General features: G+C 31.1%; 21 protein-coding genes and 1 pseudogene. 1 reads left to right on the forward strand and 21 read right to left on the reverse strand.

The features are described 5' to 3' along the window. Positions 1 to 20: 20 nt before the first annotated feature. The gene (gene frr / locus OC535_RS05330) at positions 21 to 566 is read right to left on the reverse strand and encodes a ribosome recycling factor (RefSeq protein WP_024720590.1); all 546 of its coding nucleotides are present in this window, start codon (positions 564 to 566) and stop codon (positions 21 to 23) included. Between the two features lie 2 nt (positions 567 to 568). Next, the gene (pyrH, locus tag OC535_RS05335) at positions 569 to 1,285 is read right to left on the reverse strand and encodes a UMP kinase (protein ID WP_024720591.1); all 717 of its coding nucleotides are present in this window, start codon (positions 1,283 to 1,285) and stop codon (positions 569 to 571) included. Between the two features lie 708 nt (positions 1,286 to 1,993). On the opposite strand from pyrH, the gene OC535_RS05340 reads away from it, so the two are divergent. Beyond that, positions 1,994 to 2,680 (forward strand): MFS transporter, encoded by a 687-nt coding sequence (locus tag OC535_RS05340; protein ID WP_227053057.1) that lies wholly within the window; start codon positions 1,994 to 1,996, stop codon positions 2,678 to 2,680. Between the two features lie 58 nt (positions 2,681 to 2,738). Here OC535_RS05340 and tsf read toward each other — a convergent pair whose 3' ends face one another. From tsf to proB, 19 genes and pseudogenes are all read right to left on the reverse strand, one after another. Then, the gene (tsf, locus tag OC535_RS05345; protein WP_498823335.1) at positions 2,739 to 3,626 is read right to left on the reverse strand and encodes a translation elongation factor Ts; all 888 of its coding nucleotides are present in this window, start codon (positions 3,624 to 3,626) and stop codon (positions 2,739 to 2,741) included. Between the two features lie 254 nt (positions 3,627 to 3,880). Then, a pseudogene (rpsB, locus tag OC535_RS05350) lies at positions 3,881 to 4,555 on the reverse strand (30S ribosomal protein S2); the annotation flags it as partial. Positions 4,556 to 5,096: 541 nt separating this feature from the next. Further along, positions 5,097 to 6,002 (reverse strand): tyrosine recombinase XerC, encoded by a 906-nt coding sequence (xerC, locus tag OC535_RS05355; protein ID WP_498823337.1) that lies wholly within the window; start codon positions 6,000 to 6,002, stop codon positions 5,097 to 5,099. Continuing rightward, positions 5,989 to 7,293: a methylenetetrahydrofolate--tRNA-(uracil(54)-C(5))-methyltransferase (FADH(2)-oxidizing) TrmFO gene (gene trmFO / locus OC535_RS05360; protein WP_498823338.1), complete on the reverse strand. Its 1,305-nt coding sequence runs from the start codon at positions 7,291 to 7,293 to the stop codon at positions 5,989 to 5,991. The genes xerC and trmFO overlap by 14 nt, the downstream gene beginning before the upstream one ends. Before the next feature lie 60 nt (positions 7,294 to 7,353). Beyond that, positions 7,354 to 9,426, reverse strand: coding sequence for a type I DNA topoisomerase (gene topA, locus OC535_RS05365; protein WP_024720597.1), 2,073 nt, complete (start codon positions 9,424 to 9,426; stop codon positions 7,354 to 7,356). Positions 9,427 to 9,500: 74 nt separating this feature from the next. After that, on the reverse strand, positions 9,501 to 10,253 hold the full coding sequence (gene dprA, locus OC535_RS05370) for a DNA-processing protein DprA (protein WP_227053060.1): 753 nt from the start codon (positions 10,251 to 10,253) through the stop codon (positions 9,501 to 9,503). A 68-nt stretch (positions 10,254 to 10,321) separates the two neighbouring features. Continuing rightward, complete coding sequence (gene rnhB / locus OC535_RS05375; RefSeq protein WP_024720599.1) at positions 10,322 to 10,942, reverse strand: ribonuclease HII; 621 nt, start codon at positions 10,940 to 10,942, stop codon at positions 10,322 to 10,324. After that, entirely contained in the window at positions 10,929 to 11,795 is an 867-nt protein-coding gene (gene ylqF / locus OC535_RS05380) for a ribosome biogenesis GTPase YlqF (protein ID WP_024720600.1), read from the reverse strand. Before ylqF ends, rnhB begins: the two co-directional genes overlap by 14 nt. Before the next feature lie 12 nt (positions 11,796 to 11,807). After that, positions 11,808 to 12,353 (reverse strand): signal peptidase I, encoded by a 546-nt coding sequence (gene lepB, locus OC535_RS05385; protein WP_498823339.1) that lies wholly within the window; start codon positions 12,351 to 12,353, stop codon positions 11,808 to 11,810. Between the two features lie 516 nt (positions 12,354 to 12,869). Then, positions 12,870 to 13,118: a hypothetical protein gene (locus tag OC535_RS05390; RefSeq protein ID WP_024720601.1), complete on the reverse strand. Its 249-nt coding sequence runs from the start codon at positions 13,116 to 13,118 to the stop codon at positions 12,870 to 12,872. A 185-nt stretch (positions 13,119 to 13,303) separates the two neighbouring features. Then, complete coding sequence (locus OC535_RS05395; protein ID WP_024720602.1) at positions 13,304 to 14,143, reverse strand: DUF368 domain-containing protein; 840 nt, start codon at positions 14,141 to 14,143, stop codon at positions 13,304 to 13,306. Between the two features lie 180 nt (positions 14,144 to 14,323). Continuing rightward, on the reverse strand, positions 14,324 to 15,643 hold the full coding sequence (locus tag OC535_RS05400; RefSeq protein ID WP_227052668.1) for a replication-associated recombination protein A: 1,320 nt from the start codon (positions 15,641 to 15,643) through the stop codon (positions 14,324 to 14,326). An 80-nt stretch (positions 15,644 to 15,723) separates the two neighbouring features. Beyond that, positions 15,724 to 17,574, reverse strand: coding sequence for an ABC transporter ATP-binding protein (locus OC535_RS05405; RefSeq protein ID WP_227052669.1), 1,851 nt, complete (start codon positions 17,572 to 17,574; stop codon positions 15,724 to 15,726). Beyond that, the gene (locus OC535_RS05410) at positions 17,567 to 19,795 is read right to left on the reverse strand and encodes an ABC transporter ATP-binding protein (RefSeq protein ID WP_024720603.1); all 2,229 of its coding nucleotides are present in this window, start codon (positions 19,793 to 19,795) and stop codon (positions 17,567 to 17,569) included. The genes OC535_RS05405 and OC535_RS05410 overlap by 8 nt, the downstream gene beginning before the upstream one ends. Then, a complete protein-coding gene (locus OC535_RS05415; RefSeq protein WP_024720604.1) occupies positions 19,795 to 20,247 on the reverse strand; it encodes a MarR family winged helix-turn-helix transcriptional regulator in 453 nt (150 codons plus the stop codon). The genes OC535_RS05410 and OC535_RS05415 overlap by 1 nt, the downstream gene beginning before the upstream one ends. A 109-nt stretch (positions 20,248 to 20,356) precedes the next feature. Further along, positions 20,357 to 20,776: a C-GCAxxG-C-C family protein gene (locus OC535_RS05420; RefSeq protein ID WP_027088929.1), complete on the reverse strand. Its 420-nt coding sequence runs from the start codon at positions 20,774 to 20,776 to the stop codon at positions 20,357 to 20,359. 74 nt (positions 20,777 to 20,850) lie between these two features. After that, positions 20,851 to 21,663 carry an endonuclease/exonuclease/phosphatase family protein gene (locus OC535_RS05425; RefSeq protein ID WP_498823340.1) on the reverse strand — a complete coding sequence of 271 codons (813 nt, stop codon included), beginning with the start codon at positions 21,661 to 21,663 and terminating at the stop codon, positions 20,851 to 20,853. A gap of 194 nt (positions 21,664 to 21,857) precedes the next feature. Next, a complete protein-coding gene (locus OC535_RS05430) occupies positions 21,858 to 23,084 on the reverse strand; it encodes a glutamate-5-semialdehyde dehydrogenase (protein WP_498823341.1) in 1,227 nt (408 codons plus the stop codon). Further along, positions 23,084 to 24,217: a glutamate 5-kinase gene (proB, locus tag OC535_RS05435; RefSeq protein ID WP_227052671.1), complete on the reverse strand. Its 1,134-nt coding sequence runs from the start codon at positions 24,215 to 24,217 to the stop codon at positions 23,084 to 23,086. Before proB ends, OC535_RS05430 begins: the two co-directional genes overlap by 1 nt. Between the last annotated feature and the right edge of the window lie 149 nt (positions 24,218 to 24,366).

Below are 24,366 nucleotides of genomic sequence, written 5' to 3' on the forward strand. Positions count from 1 at the left end.
AAACTTAGCATCGATAATTATTATACAGTCATAATCTCTTTTTCTTTTGCTTTAGCAATCTCATCAATTTCTTTAACAAATTTATCAGTTAACTTTTGAACTTTTTCTTGACCAGATTTTATTTCATCTTCACTACCGTCGACTTTTTTTATTTCATCATTACTATCACGACGAATATTACGAACTGATACTTTAGCATTTTCAGCATATTTCCAAACTTGTTTAGCGAATTCTTTACGACGTTCTTCAGTTAAAGCTGGTACCATGATACGGATAAGTTCCCCATCATTTTGTGGTGTTAATCCTAATTCAGCTTCATAAATACCATGTTCAATATCTTTAATACTTGATTTATCATAAGGTTTAATTACTAATTGACGTCCTTCTACTACTGAAATTCCCGCAATTTGATTAACTGGTGTCGGTGATCCATAATAATTGACCATTACACGATCAAGCATTGCTGGATTAGCCCGTCCTGTTCTAACTGTTGTTAAATCACGTTTAAAAGAATCGATCGTTTTGCTCATTCTTTCACTCGTATCATCTAAAATCATGTTTATCATTTCTATTTTCCTCCTGAAATAATTGTTCCTATTTTATCGCCATTACATGCTTTAGCAATATTGCCATCTTCAGACATATTAAATACACATAAATCAATATTATTATCTTTACATAAAGTAATTGCAGTTTGATCCATAATTTTTAAATCTTTCTGTAATACATCAAAATATGAAATGTTTTCAAAACGTTCTGCATTTGGATCAAGTTTAGGATCAGCTGAATAAACACCATCAACACCATTTTTTGCCATTAAAATAACATCAGCATTGATTTCAGCTGCTCTTAAAGCTGCTGTTGTATCAGTTGTAAAGAACGGACTTCCTGTACCAGCTCCAAAAATAACGATACGCCCTTTTTCCAAATGACGAATCGCCCGTCTTCTAATATATGGCTCAGCTACTTGACGCATTTCAATTGCTGAAAGAACTCTTGTTGGAACATCAATAGCTTCTAAAGCATTTTGAACTGCTAAACCATTCATAACAGTTGCTAACATTCCCATGTAGTCAGCACTTGAACGATCCATTCCCATATCGGCACCAGTTTTACCACGCCACAAGTTTCCACCACCACATACTATTGCAATTTCTACACCAATAGCTTTGGCATCTTTGATTTGACGTGCAATATCTGCTACAGTCTGCGCATTGATTCCCATTTTATCATCACCAGCTAGAGCTTCACCGCTTAATTTCAATAATACCCGCTTATACTTCATATTAATCTCCTTTTTTACATTTTCTTAAAAAAGATCTATGCATAAATTTGCATCCCATTATCAACAATAATGATTACTTTTTCTCTACAAAATTTATCACATTTTCTCTCTTTAGTCAAGGTAGATTAATGCCTGTAAAACTATCTAGATATTTTTTAGATTTTTCTAATTATAAACAATTTATTATTACTCCTAATAAATGATCAATTTAACTATATTATTTAGATGATCAGTTAAAATATTAGATTATGATGTTTACCATTTCATTAAAGCATAAAAAGATCTATAATCTAATAAGTCACATATTTTTTGAAACAAATAATTATTTGGGAAACAACCAAAACCATCTGTATCCAATCAATAATAAAATATGTTATACAAAAAATCACTATCTATCATCTAATGATGATTTTTGTACACAGTTTTGATAATCATGAACAGCATTATCTTTCTATGATTTTTTAATTTAATCCCTAATTCATATTTGAGATTGCCAAAAGATCTAAAATCATCTTTAATTCACTTCTATGTCTGGATTAACTAACATTTTATTATCCTTTTTCTAAAGTATGAATATTAGTGATAACTTCTTGGCTTAAACCATTCCAAAATATATTTACTAATATAAATAGTTTGCTATGATATTTTACTATAAATACTTCTATAAATGTATCTTGTTGATAATAAATTCCTTTTTTTATTGCCATATTGTTAAATAGCTTAGCTTTTATATTTTTCTTTAAAATTGAACATAGACATCAAAACAATAAAGAAAAATCATATTTTCATCTTAATGATATCTTATCAGCAATAAAATTATTATTTCAAAATAAAAAAGCAAAATATGTATTATTTTTTGTATCTATACTATTGATTTATGATGGTCTTTTAGAAATATTATTAGTTATATATTCTAAACAATTTTTATTATTGAATGATTTTGAATATGGCTTTTTAACAACAATTCAGGGACTAGGAATGCTATTAGGAACAATAAGTACAAAATTTATTGTTGAAAAATGTTCTTTAGCTTTAAAAAATCATTTATTTATATTTGGATCATTAAAAATAATCTTGACCATTGGTTTAATTTTTACAAATCATTTTATCACGTTAGCCAGCATATTATTAATTGAAAGTTTTGCCTGGATAGCTTGTACCATTTTTGAAAGTACCTTATTACAGGAAGCTTTACCCGAAGGACATCGTGCAAAAATTTTCTCGATTTATGGATCGATCGCCTGGATGATGTCTATGTGGGGAAATTTAGTATTTGGAAATTTATTTGAATTATATGACTTAAAAGCTGTCGTCTTTATATCTGGTGTAATATTCTTAATAATTTTGATTTTAATTTGGAAAAAGGGAAATAAAATTTCAGATAATTATATTTAAAAACCCCGCAGAACATAAATCTACGGGGTTTATTTATCATTATAATAGTAACTAAAAATTAACCTTTCATTTGCGCAGCTACTTCTTCAGCAAAGTTTTCTTCTCTTTTAGCCATTCCTTCACCAACTTGGAATCTAACCATATTTAAAACTTTACCTTCACCTAAGAATTTAGCTACAGTTTCATCAGGATTTTTAATAAATTCTTGATCAACTAAGCACATTTCTTTTAAGTTTTTATTTAATCTACCTTGAACCATTTTTTCAACAATATTTTCTGGTTTTGGTTTAGCAGCTTTTGCATTTTCTTCCATTGCTTGAGCTTTTAATACAGCTAATTCATGATCTAATACTTCTTGAGGAATAGCTGTTCTATCGATATATTGAGGATTTGAAGCAGCTACATGCATAGCAACATCACGAGCTTTTTCAGCAGTAGAATTAGCAACTTTAACAATTGCAGTCATTTTTCCACCCATATGTGAATAAGCACCAAATGCTTCATTATCTTCTTTAGTTAATACTTCAAATCTTCTAAAACTTAATTTTTCACCAATTTTACCACTTGCTTCAGCAATAACTGTTTCTAATTTTTTACCTTCGATTTCAGTATTTAAAGCAGCTTCTAAATCAGCAGGTTTATTAGCAACAACAGTTTCTGCGATTGTTTTTACTAACCCTTGGAATTCAGCATTTTTTGCAACGAAATCAGTTTCTGAGTTTACTTCGACGATTGCAGCAGTATTACCTTCAACAACAAAAGTAGTTAAACCTTCAGCAGCAATACGATCTGCTTTTTTAGCAGCTTTTGCGATTCCTTTTTCTCTTAACCAGTCGAATGATTTTTCAATATCACCGTCACAAGCTTCTAATGCTTTTTTGCAGTCCATCATCCCAGCACCAGTTTTTTCACGTAATTCTTTTACTAATTTTGCACTAATTGCCATTTTGTTATCTCCTTTATGTGTATTTATTTAAAAAGGAAAAGCAGAGCTTTCCCTTATTTTACAAATTATTTTTCAGTTCCAGCTGTTTTTTCTTCTTTAGTTGCTTTTGGAGCACCATTTCTTCTAGGATTAGGTCTACCACCTTTATTTCTAGGAGCTCTTCTTTGATTATTTTCAACTGAAGTGATAGCATCATTCATAGATACTTCTTTGTCATCTTCATCTTTAATATATGCTACAGTTAATGGTTCGTTTTTAGCTTCGCAAATAGCATCTGCCATAGCTGCAACGATTAATTTAACAGCTCTGATTGCATCATCATTAGCTGGAATAACATAATCAACTTCATCAGGATCACAGTTAGTATCAACGATACCAAATACAGGAATTCCTAAGATTCTAGCTTCAGCTACTGCATTATGTTCAGCTTTTGGGTCTACTACGAATAATGCGTTTGGTAATCTTCTCATTTCTTTGATACCACCTAAGTTCTTTTCTAACTTAGCAGCTTCTTTTTTAAGTAAGATTACTTCTTTTTTAGGTAATAAATCAAAAGTACCATCAGCTTCCATTTTTTCTAATTCAATCAATCTTCTGATTCTTTTTTGAATTGTTTTGAAGTTAGTTAAAGTTCCTCCTAACCAGCGAGAGTTTACATAGAAACTTTCAGAACGGATAGCTTCTTCTTTTACTGCTTCTTGAGCTTGTTTTTTAGTACCAACAAATAATACTTTTCCACCTTTTGCAGCGATTTCATTCATTGCTTTATAAGCATCATCAATTTTTTTAGATGATTTTTGTAAATCAATAATGTAAATACCATTTCTTGCTGTAAAGATGTATGGAGCCATTTTAGGATTCCATCTTTTTGTTTGATGTCCAAAATGAACACCTACTTCTAATAATTTTTTCATTGAAATTACTGACATTGTAACTTCCTCCTTTTTGTTTTTTCCTCCATTATTTCGAACATTTATCACCATTAGGCACTAGATAAATGAATCCATAATGTGTGTATTTTTCATACCTGAGATATTTTATCACAAAAAAATATAACATACAAGCATATTTTTTTAATTAATCCACTTTTGTAAACATATAACTAAATTTCAACAATCTAATAACATTAAAAATAAATAATCATGAAACAAATCAGCAACAATGTTGAGACGAATAATTATTTAAACCGTGATAAAATATAGAAAGGTAGCTACTGCTGTTTGAATGGAAGGAGGAAACGAATGTTTAAAATTTTCCAGCGGGCTCATATTAAAAATAATAAAGTTTCCAATTATGGAATACTTGATAATATTATTTCTAATTTTATATCTAATTAAATCTAAGCGGATTTAATTAGAATGATAGCCCGTAAAACAGTGAAAAGGAAGAGTCACCCCTCTTCCTTTTCTTTTGGAATACTTGATTTACAACTATATTTTAGCTTATTTTTAGAAAAAATCAAGAGTTTTTTTATTTATCTTCGCTTCGTGGATGTGTTTGCAAATACACTTCTCTTAAATGATCTTTTGTAATATGGGTATAAATTTGTGTTGTTGCAAGATTTTCATGACCTAAAAGCTCCTGAACAGTTCGAATATCAGCACCAGCATTTAATAAATGGGTTGCAAATGAATGTCTGATCGTATGGGGATGTATTTTTTTTGTTGGATCATAATGTTTAGTAACACGATCAACAATATTTTCAACGCCACGGTTTGTCAAGGGATTACCAAACTTATTTACAAAAACAAAATTATGCCCTTCGTTTTTGATCATTAAATTATTACGAGCATCATCAATATATTCAATTAACCAATCCCGTGCATATTCATGAAACGGGACATAACGATCTTTATTTCCTTTTCCATGAATTAATAATACTTGTTGATTTAAATCAATGTTTGAGATTTGCAAATTCACTACTTCTGAACATCTTAGGCCTGAAGCATACATAAGTTCCAGCATAGCTTTATTACGTATCCCTAGATCATCTTTTGTCTCAATACTATCTAATAATGCGATGATTTCTTCAGGAAATAAAAAGTCGGGAGTTCGTTTAGCTACTTTTTGTGATTCAATCAGCTTAAAAGGATTATCTTTGATTAATTCTTCCTTCAACAAATAATTAAAAAAGCTTCTAAGGGCACTTAATTTATGATTGATACTAACTTTTGATAAATTTTCTTCATACAGTTTAGTTAAATAACCTCTTAACATAAAATAATCAACATTATTATAACTATCGATTACTTCTTGAATTAAAAATCTTTTAAAATGATTTATTTCACGACGATACGATTCAATCGTTTTATCCGAATAATTACGCTGATATTTTAAATAATCCAGGTATTGATCAATCAATTTATCCAAGTCCATTTATCTCTATAAATTCCTTCATTGTTTCTAATGCCCGCGTAGCATACGCTGCTTTTCGCTCCTTCTTTTTGATCCGAATCGAAAAATCTGGTAATATTCCAAAATTGGCTTTCATTGGCTGGAAATCTTCAGCTGAAGCATTAGTAATATAAATAGCTAAAGATCCCATAACTGTTTCTTTAGGAAAAATCAAAGGTTCTTTATCTTCCAATAATCTAATCATATTAATACCAGCTACGATTCCACTTTGGGCTGATTCAACATACCCTTCCACACCAGTAATTTGACCAGCCATAAAAATACTAGGCTCAACTTTTAATTGATATGTATTTAATAAATGTTTTGGTGAACAGATAAAACTGTTTCGATGCATAACACCATAACGAACAAAACTAGCATTTTCAAGTCCTGGAATCATTTGAATGATCCGTTTTTGTTCCGGCCATGTTAAATGTGTTTGAAAACCTACGATATTATATAAACTTGCCTGGACGTTATCTTGACGTAACTGTACTACAGCATATGGCCGTTTACCATCAGGCGTATTTAAACCTACTGGTTTCATCGGACCAAACAATAAAGTTTGTTTACCACGTCGCGCCATTTCCTCAAAAGGCATACAACCTTCAAAAAACTTCTCTTCAAAATCTTTAGGTTTTACCACTTGAGCATTAATCAACTCGTCATAAAAATGATTAAATTCTTCTTCACTCATCGGACAATTAATATATTCATTATCACCTTTATCATAACGTGATTTATAATATGCTTTTTCAAAATTGATACTTTCTTTACTAACGATTGGCGCTGCAGCATCAAAAAAATAAAAATAATCTTCTCCTAATTTATCTTTAATTGCATTAGACAAGGCATCACTTGTTAAAGGACCCGAAGCAATGATCGTATGGCCTTTTGGAAACTCGGTAACTTCTTCATGGATAACTTCAACTAAAGGATGATTTCTTAAATACTCAGTAATATCTTTTGAAAAATTATCACGATCGACTGCTAAAGCTCCACCAGCAGGAACCTGATGCTTTCTAGCAAATCTAATAACGATACTATCGAGCATTTCCATTTCTTTTTTTAAAACACCAACAGCATTAGCTGTTCCATCGGCTCTTAATGAATTAGAGCAAACTAGTTCGGCAAAATTTTCACTATGATGGGCCGGTGTCATCTTTTGCGGGCGCATTTCATATAAACGAACTTTATACCCGCGTTTAACTAACTGATAACAAGCTTCGACACCTGCCAACCCAGCACCAATTACATTTATTATTTTTTCCATTTTTTATCACCTTTCATATTTTAACATTTATTATTTGAAAACAAAAGTAGAACTTCCGTTCTACTTTATGATCGTCTTGCATTTAGGATAATTTGAACATGCTTTAAATTCACCCCAGCGTCCCTGTTTGATTACAACTGGTGAGCCACAATTTGGACAGATTTCATCAGTCATGACAGGTTCTTTTTTCTTACTATTTTTAATATACTTACATTCTGGATAATTTGAGCAGGCTTCAAAACGTCCATAACGGCCATTTTTAAAAACCATCTTACCGCCACATTTTGGACATTCTTCACCCGTATATTCTATTTCTACAGGATCCTTTTTGATATATTTACATTCTGGATAATTTTCACATGCTACAAATGTCCCATAACGACCTTTGCGCTCAACTAGATCATGTCCACATTCAGGACATTTCTCCCCAGTTTTCTTAGGAGCAATTACTTCCATTTTATCATAGGCATCATCTAATAAAGGCTGGAAAATATCCATAAAACTTTGCAGTGCACTTACGTAATCATCTTCACCTTCAGCAATTTCATCTAATTCATGTTCCATTTTAGCAGTGTATTCAACATTTATAATGTCATTGAAATATTGCGTTAAACGATCACTTGTTAAAATTCCTGATTCGGTTGGTTTAAATGCTTTATCGATCAATTCTACATAACCTCTAGTTTGAATCGTATCGATGATCATCGCATAAGTACTAGGACGTCCAATTCCTAATTCTTCCATTTCTTTAATTAACTTTGCTTCACTATATCGAGCAGGTGGTTTAGTAAAATGTTGAGTTTTTTCAATCTTCTTGCTTTCAATCATTTCTTTTTCTTTTAATTCTGGTAATAATTCATTATTTTGTTTTTCATAATCACCATAAACTCGCAAATAACCATCAAATTTAATTACTGAACCGCTAGCTCTAAATTCATATCCATTATTCATCAAAGACACTGATGTAGCATCAAATTTAGCTGGTGCCATCAATGAAGCCATCGCCCGAGCATAAATCAAAGCATATAATTTATATTCTTCTGGTTTTAAAAATTTCTTTACACTTTCAGGAGTTCGTAGAGCACTTGTTGGTCTAATCCCTTCATGAGCATCCTGGACATTTTCTGTTTTTTTACTAACTTTGACTTTTCCAACATAGTCCTTACCATATTTTTCACTAATATACTCATGAGCACTACTTACAAAAGAATCCGATAAACGAGTCGAATCGGTACGCATATACGTAATCAAACCAACTGTTTCATCCTCTAAAGCAACCCCTTCATATAACTTTTGGGCAATCGACATTGTTCTTCTTGCTTTATAGCCTAATTTAGAAGAAGCCTCCTGCTGTAAAGTTGATGTTATAAATGGTGGTTTTGACTCTCTTTTTTTGGTTGTCTTTTTAACATTAGCAATTTCAAATTCTTTATTTAATGATTCATAAATGTTATTTGCTTCTTCACCATTTTTAATTTCTAATTTCTTATTATTATATTTTGTTAGTTCGCCGGTAAATTCAATTTGATCTTTTTCAAATTCAGCTTTGATTTTCCAATATTCTTGAGGAACAAATGCTTCAATTTCACGTTCTCTTTCAACGATCAAACGTAAAGCAACTGATTGAACACGTCCAGCACTTTTAGATTTGATCTTCTTTTGTAATAACTTAGATAATTTAAATCCAATAATTCGATCTAAAACCCTTCTCGTCTCTTGAGACTTTACTAAATTTTGATCGATCTTACGTGGGTGCTTTAACGCATCAACAACAGCATCTTTAGTTACCTCATTAAATACGACCCGATTTTCTTTATCCATATCAACATTTAAAACCTGTGCTAAATGCCAGGAAATTGCTTCCCCTTCACGATCAGGGTCGGTCGCTAAATAAACATCATCAGATTCTTTGACCAATTGCTTCAATTCTTTAACAACATCTCTTTTATCTTTATTTATTACATATTTAGGTGCAAAATTATTTTCAACATCTACACCTAATCCCTCTTTTCCTGAAGTAGCCAAATCCCGAACATGACCTTTTGAAGAAGTAACCAAATAATCACTTCCTAAATATTTCTCAATTGTTTTGGATTTTGATGGCGACTCGACAATAACAACTTTTTTGCTCATTTCATTTCCTCCACACGAATAACACAATTATTAGTGTTTTTTTAACTTTTGTCAACTAAAATTTAAAAAAATGTTTAATCATCAATAATATCATTAATATCAACTATCAATTTTGCTCCTTGCTGGATCAAATGATTACACCCTAAAGGATCCGTAATTCTACTAGGGATACAATATATATCTTTACCCTGTTCTAAAGCGTGCCCCACTGTAATCATCGTTCCACTACGTAAATTTGCTTCTGTTACTAATATAGATTCACTTAATCCAGAAATTATGCGATTTCGCCGTGGAAAATTAACTTTCTTTGGCACCAGATTTCCTGGATATTCGCTAATAATCAACTGATTACATTTCATAGCCTGATAAACTGACTTGTTTTTTAAAGGATAGCAATAATCAATTCCACTTCCCAATACTGCAATCGTTTGCCCAAAACTATTCATCGCACTTTTATGAGCCGTAGCATCGATTCCTAGTGCCATTCCACTTACGATCGTATAATTTTCTTTTACTAACTGCTCAACCATCATTTTTGTCACCTCAATACCATATTCACTAGGATGACGCATTCCGACAACACCAATACACTTATTTTTAACCAGCTCTAAATTTCCATGATAGTATAAAACAAAAGGTGGACAGCTGATTTCTTTTAAACTGATCGGATAATCTTTTGATATTATGGTTGTATACTTAGCTTTTAAACTCTTAAATAACCTTTCTTTTAAAATTTCATCTACTTTTTCTTTTTGCTGTAAAGCTTGATATATTTCATCAAAATCACCTTCATATTTTAATGAGAAATATAACAAAATTTCTTCCATAAATTTATCACCTCATTATCTTTTACTCCAAAAAAACAAAAATTACTACAAAAAATAAAAAATGTCATTTAAAAATCAAATGACATCTGTTTATTTAAAATTTTTTGTACTGGTGCAAAAGATTTACGATGAATTGGACAAACACCATATTTCTCTATCGCCTCTTTATGCATCTTTGTAACATAGCCTTTATGCTTATCAAAACCATATTCTGGATAAATTTTAGCATATTCTTTCATTAACCGATCTCTTGTGACCTTAGCTAATATACTAGCTGCCCCAATAGAAATACTTTTAGCATCACCTTTGATGATAGCTTCATGATCAGCATAATTTAGGGGCATTGCATCACTTAATGCAAACATCTTTTCACGTTTTAAATTTTCAATACATTTTTCCATTCCCAGCTTACTAGCTTGATATACATTTAAACTATCAACATCCTCAACACTGATAATTTCAATATCATAAGCTAGAGCATTTTCGACAATCAAATCATACAGTGCTTCACGTTTTTTTTCTGAAAGCTGCTTTGAATCATTAATTTTTTCATCATAAAAACCTTTTGGAAAGATCACCCCAGCTACAACTAATTCCCCAGCCATAGGGCCACGGCCAGCTTCATCTAGACCAATAATATAATCATAGCCCATCTGATAATATTTACTTTCATACTCATAGCGATTCATCTGGTTTCTCCCATGTAATTCTTCCCATACTGCCATCAAATATATCATTAAAAAACACTTCCATTACCCGATCATAGTCTGTATAACCCCGTACTGGTTTAATTTTACGATTTTTAGCTATATCATCATAGACTTTTTCCACCCAGTCACTATCAAAATCGATTTCAATATTATAACGTTTACTAACCATTTGATAGTATGTTGTTTCTAAATATTTGACTGCATAAATAAATAATTCATCTAATGGTAAAATATCCTGTTTGATTGACCCGATCAAAGCAATATTACGAGCTGTATTTATATCATCAAATCGCGGCCATAGAACTCCCGGTGTATCAAATAATTCAAAATCTTTATCAACTTTGATGATCTGTTGGGCTTTAGTTACACCAGGACGATTACCCGTAACTGTCGCTTTACGCTTAGCAAGACGATTAATAAAAGTTGATTTACCGACATTGGGAATTCCTAATACCATTGCCCGCATTGCTCGGGGCTTAAGACCTCGCTTGGCTTCACGTTCCATCTTTTCTTTTAAAATATCTTTGCAAAGATCAATTATTAAATGATATTCATTGAAGTTTTTCAAATTTACACATATTGCATAAATACCTTTGTCTTTAAAATATTTGATCCACATATCAGTTATTTTTTCATCAGCTAAATCTCTTTTTGTCATAACAATTAAGCGAGGCTTATTATTACAGACTTGATTAAATAAAGGATTCTTTGATGAAAGTGGTGCTCTAGCATCTACTAACTCAATAACAATATCAATCAATTTCATTTTCTCACTAATTTCCCGACGAGCTTTAGCCATATGTCCAGGAAACCATTGGATTTGCTTCGACATACTTTACCTCCTTTAATCAATAAACTTCATATTACTAAATGGATAAATGATTACTCCCTTTTTACCAATAATATCACTATACTTAAAAGTCCCTAGTGTTCTTGAATCAGCTGAACGTAAGCGATTATCACCTAAAACAAAAATCTCATCATCACCTAACGTTACTTCAAAATCATTTGTAAATAGGTCAGTAGCGTATCTTTCTTTTGCCTCTTCAATATAATCTTTATCTAAATAATCTTCTGCATAATATGAACCGTTTATATATAACTTATCATTACTAAAAACAATAGTATCACCAGGCAACCCAATTACTCTTTTAATAATATCTTTATCTAATTTTTCACATTTCAAAACGACAATATCAAAACGTTTTATATCATTTTTGCCTAAATACAAGGCATTTACTATTGCGGTATCCTTATCGTGTAATGTAGGATACATACTTTCCCCATCTACTTTTACGGGTATCACGATCTTCGTAAAAACAACTGCTGTTACTGCAACAATCGCTATCATTTCAATTGAAAACTTAACTAGTTCTTTTTTCTTTGTCATCTGAAGGCCTCCTGCAATAGTATCATTATACAAAAGATTATAAAAAAAAGAAACATTAGTTCCAAAAATTCTATTTTTTAACACTTTGCAGTTAAAATAATACCTATTTTCACATATTTGTAAACATTTTATCGTAACATAAAAAGAATTCTTTAAAGCTTAAATGCTTTAAAGAAATTTACCTATTTATGATTCTAAATCATTATTATCCTAATCTAGGTTATTAATAAACATGTATTAATACTATAATATCCATATGGGGTAATAAATTATTGTCTCGATATATCTTAAACCTAGATATTCTTTACAATACATCTTATGTTGTTATTAAACGTGGCGTATGGAATGGATGTAATGTGCAAGATATTATTTCAATACATCTTATGTTGATATTAAACTTTAGTAAATTGCTATATTTAATTTTATCAGCTTCAATTTTTAATCAAATATCCAGCCAGTAAAATCACTTTTAAATATAACTTAGTACATTTTGATTATGCATAAGTATTAAAAAAACTATGATACTGTTTTTTTGTATTCTTTTAATACATGTTCATGCATTGCTTTTATATCATTAGTCATAACAACTTCTACTTTATGATATATTTTTAATTTTTTTAATTCCCGTTCGATAATTTTTCTTGTCTTCTTATCAACAAACGGAATTACTATTGATGTTCCATACTCTCTAACATATTCCAAATCCATTTCATGTATAGTTTTAATAATTTCTTCTTTTGTTGTCGCTTTTTTATATGTAATCATTTCTTTATCCCCCTTTAGTCCAATACTAACACAAAATTAGCATTATGTCACTTCCCTATGACACTCTCTTGTCATTTTTTTAGCTAAAAAAATAATATTTCAGTTTGTATAAGCTATAAATAGAAGAAATTTGATTTTTTTATAAATTAAAATCAATAATACTAAAAGCATTATTGATTTTAAAATTATTGAATTTTAGATAAACCTAAAACAATTACACCACCAAAAATAACAGCTGCTAATGATGTAATGATCAAATTAAGATCATAACTAACATCAAAAGGAATTAATACTAATGATGAAGCAACGATTAGACCAAGTATCAAACTTAAAAATCCCGCTTTATGTGTTTTAGTAAAATAAGAACATAATTTAGCACTGATAACAATACCTAAAGCAATTCCGATTGCCATAAAACCAAGTGGCATGATTACATCTAAACTAAAACTAGTAACATTCGCTAGATAAGATTTAAATAAATAATACTCTCCTAAAATCAACAATACCATACTACCACTAACACCTGGCATGATCATCGTCGCTCCAGAAATAGCCCCAATTATCATCATCTTAATAAACAAACCGGCACTTAATGCTGGAAAATCAGGATTCACAACTGTTTTACCTTCACCAGGATTAAAATATTCTAAAGCAAAAATAATTGCTAGACCACAAATAAATGGAATAATTGCAAACTTTTGCCCTTTCATCTCACCATTTAAAAATAAAGGGATACTAAATGCAATTAGTCCGATAAACCAATAGATCGTCTGTGTTGGATAATAATTAAATAGTACTTCTAAAATTTTAGCAAACCCAATAATTCCAACAGCAGCACCGATCAGTACTTGAAAAATAAAAATAATATCTCTTTTTCGATTAGGATTTTCACGTTTAAAAATGCCACTAATAGCATCCATCATAGGATTAAAAATACCTAAAATAACCATCATGGTTCCCCCACTAACACCTGGGATTACATTAGCAATACCTATGGCAATACCACCGATTATATTTTTTATCATATACTTCTCCTTGTTATTTAATTTATCCCTATTATAATCAAATCTTTTAGAGATAACAAGAGATTTTATTTTCTTATCTAAAGAAGATATGCTATTAATTATAGTACATACTTATAAAGTAAATATTTACTTTATATTTATATAGATATCAAAATCTAATTTCCATAAAACACTCATCTTTCATTTATGATATCTTTTTTTTAAATAAGCTATCTGCTCTAACCGTTTAATCACTTTTGCTTCAGTACCCTGATTAGTAGGGAAATAATAGCGTTGCTCTTTAAGACGATCAGGTAAACACTGCATATTTGTTATTTTATCTTCATAATCATGAGCATACTGATACCCTTTACCATAATTTAATTCTTTCATTAATCGTGTCGGTGCATTACAAAGATGTAACGGTACAGGGTCAGCAACTGTATTTAATGCATCTTTTTTTGCTTTTTCATATGCCATATATAAAGCATTCGATTTAGGTGCTAAAGCCAGATAAGTTACGCAATGAGTTAAATTAACATTACATTCAGGCATTCCAATATAATGACAAGCTTGATATGCAGCCGTGGCTATTTCTAAAGCACGACTATCAGCCATTCCAATATCTTCTGATGCAAATCGAATCAAACGTCTAGCTACATATAAAGGATCTTCACCTGCTTCAAGCATCCTAGCCAGCCAATAGATCGAAGCATCAACATCGCTATTACGCATTGATTTATGCAAAGCACTAATAATATTATAGTGTTCTTCACCGTTTTTATCATACAATAATGATTTTTGGTTGATACATTGTTCAACTGTCTCATTAGTAATAAATATTTTATCTTTATCGATATTTCCATTTAAAACTACTATTTCTAAAGTGTTTATTGCTACTCTTGCATCACCATTAGAAAAATTTGCAATCATATACAATAAATCATCTTCAATGATTATATTTTCTTCTTTAAAACCGTTTACATCATTTAAAGCCCGATGTAATAAATTTACGATATCATCGATCGTTAGTGCTTTTAGTGTAAATACTTTACAACGCGATAATAAAGCTGAATTGATCTCAAATGATGGATTTTCTGTTGTTGCACCGATTAAAATAATGCTTCCTTGTTCAACATATGGTAAGAAAGCATCTTGCTGAGCTTTATTGAAACGATGAATTTCATCAACAAAAACAATTGTTTTTTCACCTTGTTCCTGCATATCCTTGGCCTTTTTCATGACGTTTCGAATATCTTTGATACCACTGGTAACAGCACTGAAATTGATAAAGTTTGCTTTTGTTTGATTGGCAATGATTCTTGCGAGAGTTGTTTTACCAACACCAGGAGGACCCCAAAAAATCATTGAAGGCAAAGTATCACTATTGATCAACTGATACAAAATTTTTCCTGGCGCAACTAAATGACTCTGTCCTACATAATCCTCTAGTGTCTTAGGTCTTAAACGATTAGCTAACGGTTCATTACTAATATTTGTAAATGGCATCTTTTGTTTCATCTTCTATCACTTCCATTCATCTACTATTATACAATATAAAAAAGAGCAAAATGAATAAAAATCATCTGCTCTTTCAATTATTACTCAGTTATCCCTTCAAATTGAGATTGATATAAAGAAGCATAGAAACCATTTTTCTCAATTAAAGAATCATGATTACCAAGTTCAACAATATCGCCATCTTTCATAACGATGATCGTATCAGCATCACGAATCGTAGATAAACGATGGGCGATGACAAAACTTGTTCTTCCTTCCATTAATTTTTCCATTCCCCGTTGAATCAAGACTTCAGTTCTTGTATCAACTGATGAAGTTGCTTCATCAAGAATCAAGATCTTAGGATCTTTCAAAAATGCTCGAGCAATCGTCAATAACTGCTTTTGTCCTTGAGAAATATTTGAGGATTCTTCATTAATGATCGTATCATAACCATCTTCAAGAGTTTGGACAAAATGGTCAACATAAGCAACTTTACAAGCTTCCTTAACTTCTTGATCACTAGCATCAAGTTTACCATACATTAAGTTCTCTTTGATTGTTCCATTAAATAACCAAGTATCCTGTAAAACCATTCCAAATAATGATCTTAAATCTTTACGAGCAAAATCACGAATATCTTTACCATCAATAAATATAGAACCGCCATTCAACTCATAAAATCTCATCAATAACTTAACAATCGTTGTCTTACCAGCACCTGTAGGGCCAACGATCGCTACCGTTTGTCCAGAATGAACATGTAAACTAAAATCATTAATGATCGTTTGATCTTTTACATATCCAAAATTAACATCGGCAAAAGTTACTGAACCATTGATTTTCTTTACTTCTTCACTTGTTACTTTCGGTGTTTCTAATTCTAACTCTTCTTCATTCAAAAATTCAAAAACACGTTCTGCAGCTGCAGCTGTACTTTGTAACATATTCATCGTTTGAGCTAATTGACTAATTGGCTGATTGAATTGACGAACATACTGAATAAAAGCTTGAATATCACCGATTGTGATATTACCACCACCAGCTAAAACACCACCTAATAAACAAACCGCAACATAACCAACATTTCCGACAAAGTTTGTAATTGGCTGCATCAATCCTGAGAAAAACTGTGATTTCCAGGCACTTTCATATAAACTATCATTAAATGCATTAAACTGTTCAACTGAAGCCTCTTCACCATTAAAAGCTTTAACTACATTATGACCACCATACATTTCTTCAATATGACCATTTACATCACCTAGAGCCTGCTGCTGTCTTGCAAAATATTTTTGTGAACGTTTCATTACCAAAGCAATCAAAATCATTGAAACAGGCAAAACACAAACCGCAATCAATGTCATTTGTGGTGAAATGCTCAACATCATAATAAAGATACCAACTACAGTAACACTAGAAGTGATTACCTGTGACATACTTTGATTTAATGACTGGGCAATTGTATCAATATCATTAGTAACACGACTTAAAATATCACCACTTGTATGTTTATCAAAATAGCTTAATGGCATTTTATCCATCTTAGTAGAAATTGACGTTCTTAAGTCATAAGCTACTTTTTGAGATACCGTAGAAGTAATAAAACCTTGTACATAACTAAATAATGCACTTAATAAATATAATCCAACTAAAATCAAGATAATATAGCCGATATATTCAAAATCGATTCCACCAGTACCATTGACCTTAGCCATGATCCCTTCACCTAATTTGTCTGTTGCTTTAGCTAAGATTTTTGGCCCTACGATTGAAAATACTGTTGAAGCCGAAGCAAAAATTATTACTACTACCAATTTAAAATAGTATGGTTTTAAATATTTAAATAACTTGCTAAGTGTCCCTTTAAAATCCTTAGCCTTTTCACCACCACGCATTCCCTGCATTCCTGGTCCGAATTTAGGACCACTTCTTTTTTCTTTACTACTCATGTCCTAATTCCTCCTTTGATAATTGTGAATAAGCTATTTCCTGATACACTTTACAATTTTTCATCAATTCACTATGTTTACCTTTACCAACGATCTTTCCCTCATCTAAAACTATGATTTGATCAGCTGACATGATCGAAGCGATACGTTGTCCAACGATTAAAACAGTATTTTTAGTTTTCTTGATCATCTTATCTAATTCGCGACGTAAGTTAGCATCTGTTTTAAAATCAAGAGCTGAAAAACTATCATCAAAAATAAATATTTCAGGATTTTTAGCAATAGCTCTAGCAATTGCTAGACGCTGTTTTTGTCCACCGGAAACATTTGTACCACCTTGAGAAATTTCTGAATCAAGGCGCTCTTCTTTATGATCAATGAACTCTTTAGCTTGAGCAACTTTAATAACTTCTTCTAACTGTTCATCAGTTGCCTCTGGTGCTCCATAAGTCAGATTAGATCTAATCGTTCCTGAAAATAACAATCCTTTTTGTGGAACTAAACCAATCTTCTCTCTTAAATCATGCTGTTTAACATCACGAATATCAACACCATCAACTTCAATTTGTCCTTCACTCACTTCATAGAATCGTGGAATCAAATTGATTAATGTACTTTTCCCCGAACCAGTTGAACCAATAAAAGCTGTTGTTTGCCCTGGTTTAGCTGTAAAACTAATATTTTCTAATACCGCTTCATGAGCTCCAGGATATTTGAAAGTAACATTTTTAAATTCAACTAAGCCACGTTTACTATCATCAAAAGATTTTGGTTCTTGTGGATCTACGATCTTTGGTTCCATTGATAATACTTCATAAACACGATCAGCAGCAACACTTGCACGTGGTAGCATGATTGCAATCATGGCAATCATTAAAAATGACATAATGATCTGCATTGCATATTGCATAAATGCCATCATCTGACCAATTGCAATATTTCCTAAATCAATTTGTTTGGCACCATAATAAACAATCAACAAACTAACAACATTAAATATAAACATCATAATTGGCATCATCGATGCCATTGTCCGATTGACGAATAAATTAACTTTTGTTAAATCAAAATTTGCTTTTTCAAATCTTTTTTCACTATGTTCCTCATTCCCAAATGCTCTAATAACCAGCATTCCTGATAGATTTTCACGCATCGTTAAATTAAGTCTATCGATCAATGACTGAACAATTTTAAATTTTGGCATTACAATTACAAAAGTAACCCCAATTACTAAAAAGATAATAATTAATACTAATCCAATGATCCATGTCATTGATGGCGTATTTTGAAACGCTTTAATCAATGCTCCAATTCCCATCATCGGTGCAAAGCAGACGATTCTAATAAACATGATTACAACCATCTGAACTTGTGTAATATCATTGGTAGTTCGCGTAATCAAAGAAGCTGTTGAAAACTTGTTGAATTCTTCATTAGAAAAACTCTCAACTTTTTTGAAAACATCGCCACGTAATAATCGAGACACCCCAGAACCAACTCTACTAGCTAAAAATCCACAAGCAACAGCACAGACAGTTCCCGCTAAAGCAATGCCTAACATTTTAAGTCCTGACATTAAAATATACTCTTTTTGAACTTGATCAACATCACAACCAAGTTTTGTATATTCTGCTTTGACCCCATTACCAGCAGCAATTTTTAACGTAGATTCTCCCATTGCTTCCATTTGGCTGTCAATTTCACTAAACATCTCAGCTTTTTGATCATCTGGAATCATTGCCAGAGCATCGTAAGGACTCATTCCTTCAGGTAAATTACCAAATTTTTCTTGATATTCTTTAGAACCTGGATCCATTGTATCTATTGATGTTACTAATAACATTGGTTTTTCAAGAATCTGTTCTAATTTATCCATATTTTTATCGTTAAGATCTTTTAAAGTATAGATATTTTGACCTTTAGCATCAGGAAACTTATCTAAAATGTCTTTATCAATATCTTTACTAGTTACTAATTTATAAGACTGTTTGAAAAAATCCTGGTCATCTTTATCTATCAAAACTAGTAAATGATTATACGTATCTTCACTTAAAACATCACTAACAGCACTATCAAAACCGCCTGCTTGAATACCAACCGATACTATATCCGACATATAATCAGGTAATGCTAATTCTGATTGTGATTGCAAGAACAATAAGCCTACACAAAGCAAAATCGGTGCCCAAAATTTTTTAAAATAATATTTTAATTTTAGCATCATTTCTCTCCTTTACATTCTTCAATATTCTTTTTCATGATTTTTATGACATCATTTAACACATTAATTTGTTCTTTTGAAACTCCTTTAAACAAAATCATGGTTTTTTCTTTCATAATTTTAGTCGCTTGTTCAATAAAAGCTTCCCCAGTATCTGTAATATTTAAGACATAATTACGCTTATCGTGTTCATCTTGAACGCGAGTAAGATAACCCAACTTTTCCAAACGCTGCAACCTAACTGATAAAGTAGCCTTAGTGACATTGAGCTTTTTTGCTAAAGCATTTTGATTAATATTATGATGTTTTTGTAACATCAAAAGTAATTTCGTTTGATTGATCGAAATATTAAAACGTTCAGTTTTTTCCATCATTGTATAATTTACAGTTTTATGAAAGTTTTGAAAATTATCAAACAATTCTTTTATATCATCAAAATTAATCTCTTCCATTTTCTACCTCCTTCCATCAGTTAATACTAACCAATAGTTAGTATACTAAGTATTATAGTTAGTACACAAACTAATGTCAATAGAAAAATAAAAGATGTCAAAACGACATCTAATCAATTAAATATTTTTCCAATAATCTAACAACCTCAGCAATTAGATCATCACATGTAGCGCGATTAACTTCTTTATCTGTTTTTCTAATTCCTAATAACTCACCACAAATAACTGAACCATGTGATTCTTCGAATTCTTTACATAAAGCAGCTACTTTTTCATTAACAAATTTCTTTTGCTTTACATCAGCTTCACCTTTACCGTATTTTAGACCTAATGCCATCGCACCACCAGTCAAAGTTCCACAGATTTCTCTAGTCATTCCTACACCACCACCAAAACCATAGGCAATGCTCATCGCTTGATCCATATCGATATTTAATAAATCAACATACGCTCCTAATACAGCCTGGGCACAATTATAACCCATATGATGTAAATCATAAGCCTTTTTTACTCTTTCTTCAATATTCATAAATTTAAACCTTACCTTCCTCATTACTATCTATAGTGTAGTAATATTTGGACATGTTGTCAAGAATCCCATAATTAATTTTCAAGTATTAATTCAGCATATAAAAGATTATGATCTGAAAAAGATGACATAATCAACCCTTGATCATTTACTGTAAATTTATCAGAATAAAAGATATCATCTGGGGCAGTAAAATCACGAAATGTCATATATTCTTTTTCACTATTAATACTTTTAATACCTTCGAGTTCAAAATCACCATTCATACCAAAAGAATTAAAATCACCGGCTAAAACTGCATAATCATCAAAATCAACTTCTTCTTTAACAAAATCCATTTGTGAAATACGATAATCATTATTTTCATATGTTAAATGGGTATTATAAACATTGATTTCTTTATTACCAAAGGTAATCGTAGTTTTAGTTAATATTCGTGGTTCTTTCAATAAACTGTTTGGTAAAAGTTTTGCCGATACTTCAATGATTGGATATTTACTCAAGATTCCTAAACCATAATAGCCATCTAAGATCCACATCGTTGAATAAAAGTGATAATACGAATATCCATTAGCTTTTGCCATTTCTTCCAGCATGTCATAATTACCTGAACGATATGCATTTTTATCAACTTCTTGTAAACAAATGATATCGAGATCCAATCCTTCAATATCATTATTAAAATCTTCCAAAGATTCTTTTCCGTAATTCAAAGATTTTATATTATAACTGCCAATTCTTAAACTATCAAAATCATCCGAATTTAAATTATCATCATTAGCTAAATTACATTGATACTCGCTTGCATAAACACTATAATAAAAACGTCCTACAACAACAAATAATAAAACGACAATACATATCATTAGCTTCAATATTTTTTTCATTTCTTTCACCTACCATACACTATTATCTTCTATACTTAAATCTATATGATAAACTTAATTTACGTCAATATTTTTGAAATAATTTGTTAATTTACGATAAATTTTCCGTGATATCACATGAAATTACAAAGAATTTTTTATATTTATAAAAAATATCCAGAATGTTTTTTACATCTGGATATTTTTGTAGATATTTAACGAATCTGCCCTTTACCATAGATCATATATTTTGTTGATGTCATTTCCTGTAAGCCGATTGGTCCTCGAGCATGTAATTTTTGAGTACTTATTCCCACTTCAGCCCCAAAACCAAATTCACCACCATCAGTAAATCTCGTTGAAGCATTATGATATACACAAGCTGAATCTAAAGATTCCATAAAATATTTAGCTGTATTTTCATTTTCACTAATAATACTTTCAGAATGTTTAGTCGAATAATTATAAATATGTTCAATTGCCTCATCAACGTTTTTGACCACTTTGATATTACAAATATAATCATCGTATTCAGTAGCATAATTTTTAGATGTTGCTAACTCGCCATCAATAAACTTTAATGCTTCAGGATCACCATAAATCTTGATTTTTGTAAACTCTGGTTTCAAGCTTGTCAAAAAAGCATTAGCAATATCTTGATGAACTAAAATCGTTTCAATCGCATTACAAACTGAAGGTCTTGAGATTTTAGCATTGACTGCAATTTTTACAGCCATTTGCAAATCAGCATCTTTATCGACATATAAATGACAAATCCCTGCTCCAGTTTCAATTACGGGTACTGTTGCATTATTAACTACATGCTGAATCAACCCTGCTCCACCGCGAGGTACCACAACATCGACATATTGATTAGCTGTAATTATCTCTGTAACGATACTGCGGTCTGTATTTTCAATTAACGTTACAACATTATCAGGTAAAATATCTTTAATTGCCATATTAATAACATTAACTAAAGCAATATTTGAATAGATTGCTTCCTTACCACCTTTTAAAACACAGACGTTATTAGTTTTGATACAGATTGAAGCAATATCAACAGTAACATTAGGGCGCGATTCATAAATTGTTGCTACTACCCCGATAGGAATACGCACTTGATCAATAACTAATCCATTCGGACGTTTGATTTCACGTACTACTTCACCAATACAGTCTTTTAAATCAGCAACTTTTTCAACATCTTTGGCCATCGCTTTGATTCTTTCTTCTGTTAACAGTAAACGATCGACCATCGCCTCACTAATTCCATTATATTTGGCATTTGCAATATCTTTAGCATTTTCACCTAAAATATAATCGATATTATCTAATAATCCTTTACTAATGGCATCTAAAGCATCCATTTTAGTATATTTATCAATATTTTGCATTTTACGACAAGCTAATTTAGCATCTTTTAATTGTTCTTCGATCATTATTCCTTCACCCCTTCTACCAAGACTAGATTATTTGCATGAATAACTTCATCATAGTCTTTATAATGTAACACTTTTTCTATTTCACTTGTATTTAAGCCTTTAATCAACTTAATTTCATCACTTGAGTAATTAACCATCCCTCGTGCTAATAAATCATCATTAAGATCTCTTATATCGACGATCTGGGAAATTAAAAAATTCCCTTTCACATCTACAATTCCTTTAGGTAATAAACTAGTATGCTTATTGATCAACGCCATTTTAGCCCCATCATCAACAATAATACTCCCTTTGGGCATACTTCGATACATGATCCAATGCTGTCGTGAATTTAATCTTCTACCAGCATCACTGTTAAAATATGTCCCTACTTCTTTGCCTTCAATCAAATCTATTAAAACATTTGGTTGACCCCCATTAACAATTGCCATATCACAGCCAAATTCATTACATACTTTAGCAGCTCTGATCTTGGTGATCATCCCGCCTGTTCCAACTTTACTCGAAGCATCTTTAGCCATATTTTCAATTTCTTTAGTAATGCCGTTTACATTTCTAATCAACTTAGCCTTCTTATTGATATGCGGATTATCATCATATAAACCATCAATATCACTAACCAGCACTAGCATATCACCACTTACAGCTGGTACGATCAATGATGCCAAAGTATCATTATCCCCAACTTTGATCTCTTCGACTGCCAAAGTATCATTTTCATTAATGATTGGCACGACATCATACTCAATTAATGCCTGCATCGCATGATTAAAATTCATCAACCGTTTTCGATCGTCAAAATCATCATGATTTAATAATATTTGAGCACACTTTAAATTAAACAAACTAAACAGATCTTCATATATTTGCATTAATGAGGCTTGACCAATAGCTGCCAGTGCTTGCTTTTTCGGAATTGTCTGAGGCCGCTCATCGAGTTTCATTACATGAACACCAGCATTGATTGCCCCACTACTAACTAGTGTAATTTTGATTTCCTTACGCTTAATATATGCTATTTGTTGGATTAAGTTTAAAATTTTTTCTTTATTTATATTTCCCTGATCATCACATAACGACGAAGAGCCGATCTTAATAATCAAATTTTTTATTTTACTCAAATCTCGCATACTAATTCCCCCTGCAATTATTTTCTTAATTATACAAGTTTTATCATTACTTAACAACAAATATTTTCTTACTATATAATATAATGGATTTAATTAATGTTAATTTCAATAAATATAAATTGAATGTTTTGAAAAAACATTTCCCAAAT

The organism is Clostridium sp. Marseille-Q5894 (assembly GCF_946902305.1).
Lineage (GTDB): Bacteria > Bacillota_I > Bacilli_A > Erysipelotrichales > Coprobacillaceae > Thomasclavelia.

Bases quoted from the DNA above. Each gene is read 5' to 3' on its own strand.
- trmFO (WP_498823338.1), bottom strand. From the start codon at position 7,293: ATGGAAAAAATAATAAATGTAATTGGTGCTGGGTTGGCAGGTGTCGAA.
- OC535_RS05425 (WP_498823340.1), bottom strand. From the start codon at position 21,663: ATGAAAAAAATATTGAAGCTAATGATATGTATTGTCGTTTTATTATTT.
- tsf (WP_498823335.1), bottom strand. From the start codon at position 3,626: ATGGCAATTAGTGCAAAATTAGTAAAAGAATTACGTGAAAAAACTGGT.
- rnhB (WP_024720599.1), bottom strand. From the start codon at position 10,942: ATGAATCGCTATGAGTATGAAAGTAAATATTATCAGATGGGCTATGAT.
- OC535_RS05415 (WP_024720604.1), bottom strand. From the start codon at position 20,247: ATGGAAGAGATTAATTTTGATGATATAAAAGAATTGTTTGATAATTTT.
- pyrH (WP_024720591.1), bottom strand. From the start codon at position 1,285: ATGAAGTATAAGCGGGTATTATTGAAATTAAGCGGTGAAGCTCTAGCT.
- proB (WP_227052671.1), bottom strand. From the start codon at position 24,217: ATGCGAGATTTGAGTAAAATAAAAAATTTGATTATTAAGATCGGCTCT.
- OC535_RS05410 (WP_024720603.1), bottom strand. From the start codon at position 19,795: ATGCTAAAATTAAAATATTATTTTAAAAAATTTTGGGCACCGATTTTG.
- OC535_RS05395 (WP_024720602.1), bottom strand. From the start codon at position 14,143: ATGATAAAAAATATAATCGGTGGTATTGCCATAGGTATTGCTAATGTA.
- xerC (WP_498823337.1), bottom strand. From the start codon at position 6,002: ATGGACTTGGATAAATTGATTGATCAATACCTGGATTATTTAAAATAT.
- OC535_RS05390 (WP_024720601.1), bottom strand. From the start codon at position 13,118: ATGATTACATATAAAAAAGCGACAACAAAAGAAGAAATTATTAAAACT.
- ylqF (WP_024720600.1), bottom strand. From the start codon at position 11,795: ATGTCGAAGCAAATCCAATGGTTTCCTGGACATATGGCTAAAGCTCGT.
- OC535_RS05430 (WP_498823341.1), bottom strand. From the start codon at position 23,084: ATGATCGAAGAACAATTAAAAGATGCTAAATTAGCTTGTCGTAAAATG.
- frr (WP_024720590.1), bottom strand. From the start codon at position 566: ATGATAAACATGATTTTAGATGATACGAGTGAAAGAATGAGCAAAACG.
- topA (WP_024720597.1), bottom strand. From the start codon at position 9,426: ATGAGCAAAAAAGTTGTTATTGTCGAGTCGCCATCAAAATCCAAAACA.
- dprA (WP_227053060.1), bottom strand. From the start codon at position 10,253: ATGGAAGAAATTTTGTTATATTTCTCATTAAAATATGAAGGTGATTTT.
- OC535_RS05400 (WP_227052668.1), bottom strand. From the start codon at position 15,643: ATGAAACAAAAGATGCCATTTACAAATATTAGTAATGAACCGTTAGCT.
- OC535_RS05420 (WP_027088929.1), bottom strand. From the start codon at position 20,776: ATGAATATTGAAGAAAGAGTAAAAAAGGCTTATGATTTACATCATATG.
- lepB (WP_498823339.1), bottom strand. From the start codon at position 12,353: ATGACAAAGAAAAAAGAACTAGTTAAGTTTTCAATTGAAATGATAGCG.
- OC535_RS05405 (WP_227052669.1), bottom strand. From the start codon at position 17,574: ATGAGTAGTAAAGAAAAAAGAAGTGGTCCTAAATTCGGACCAGGAATG.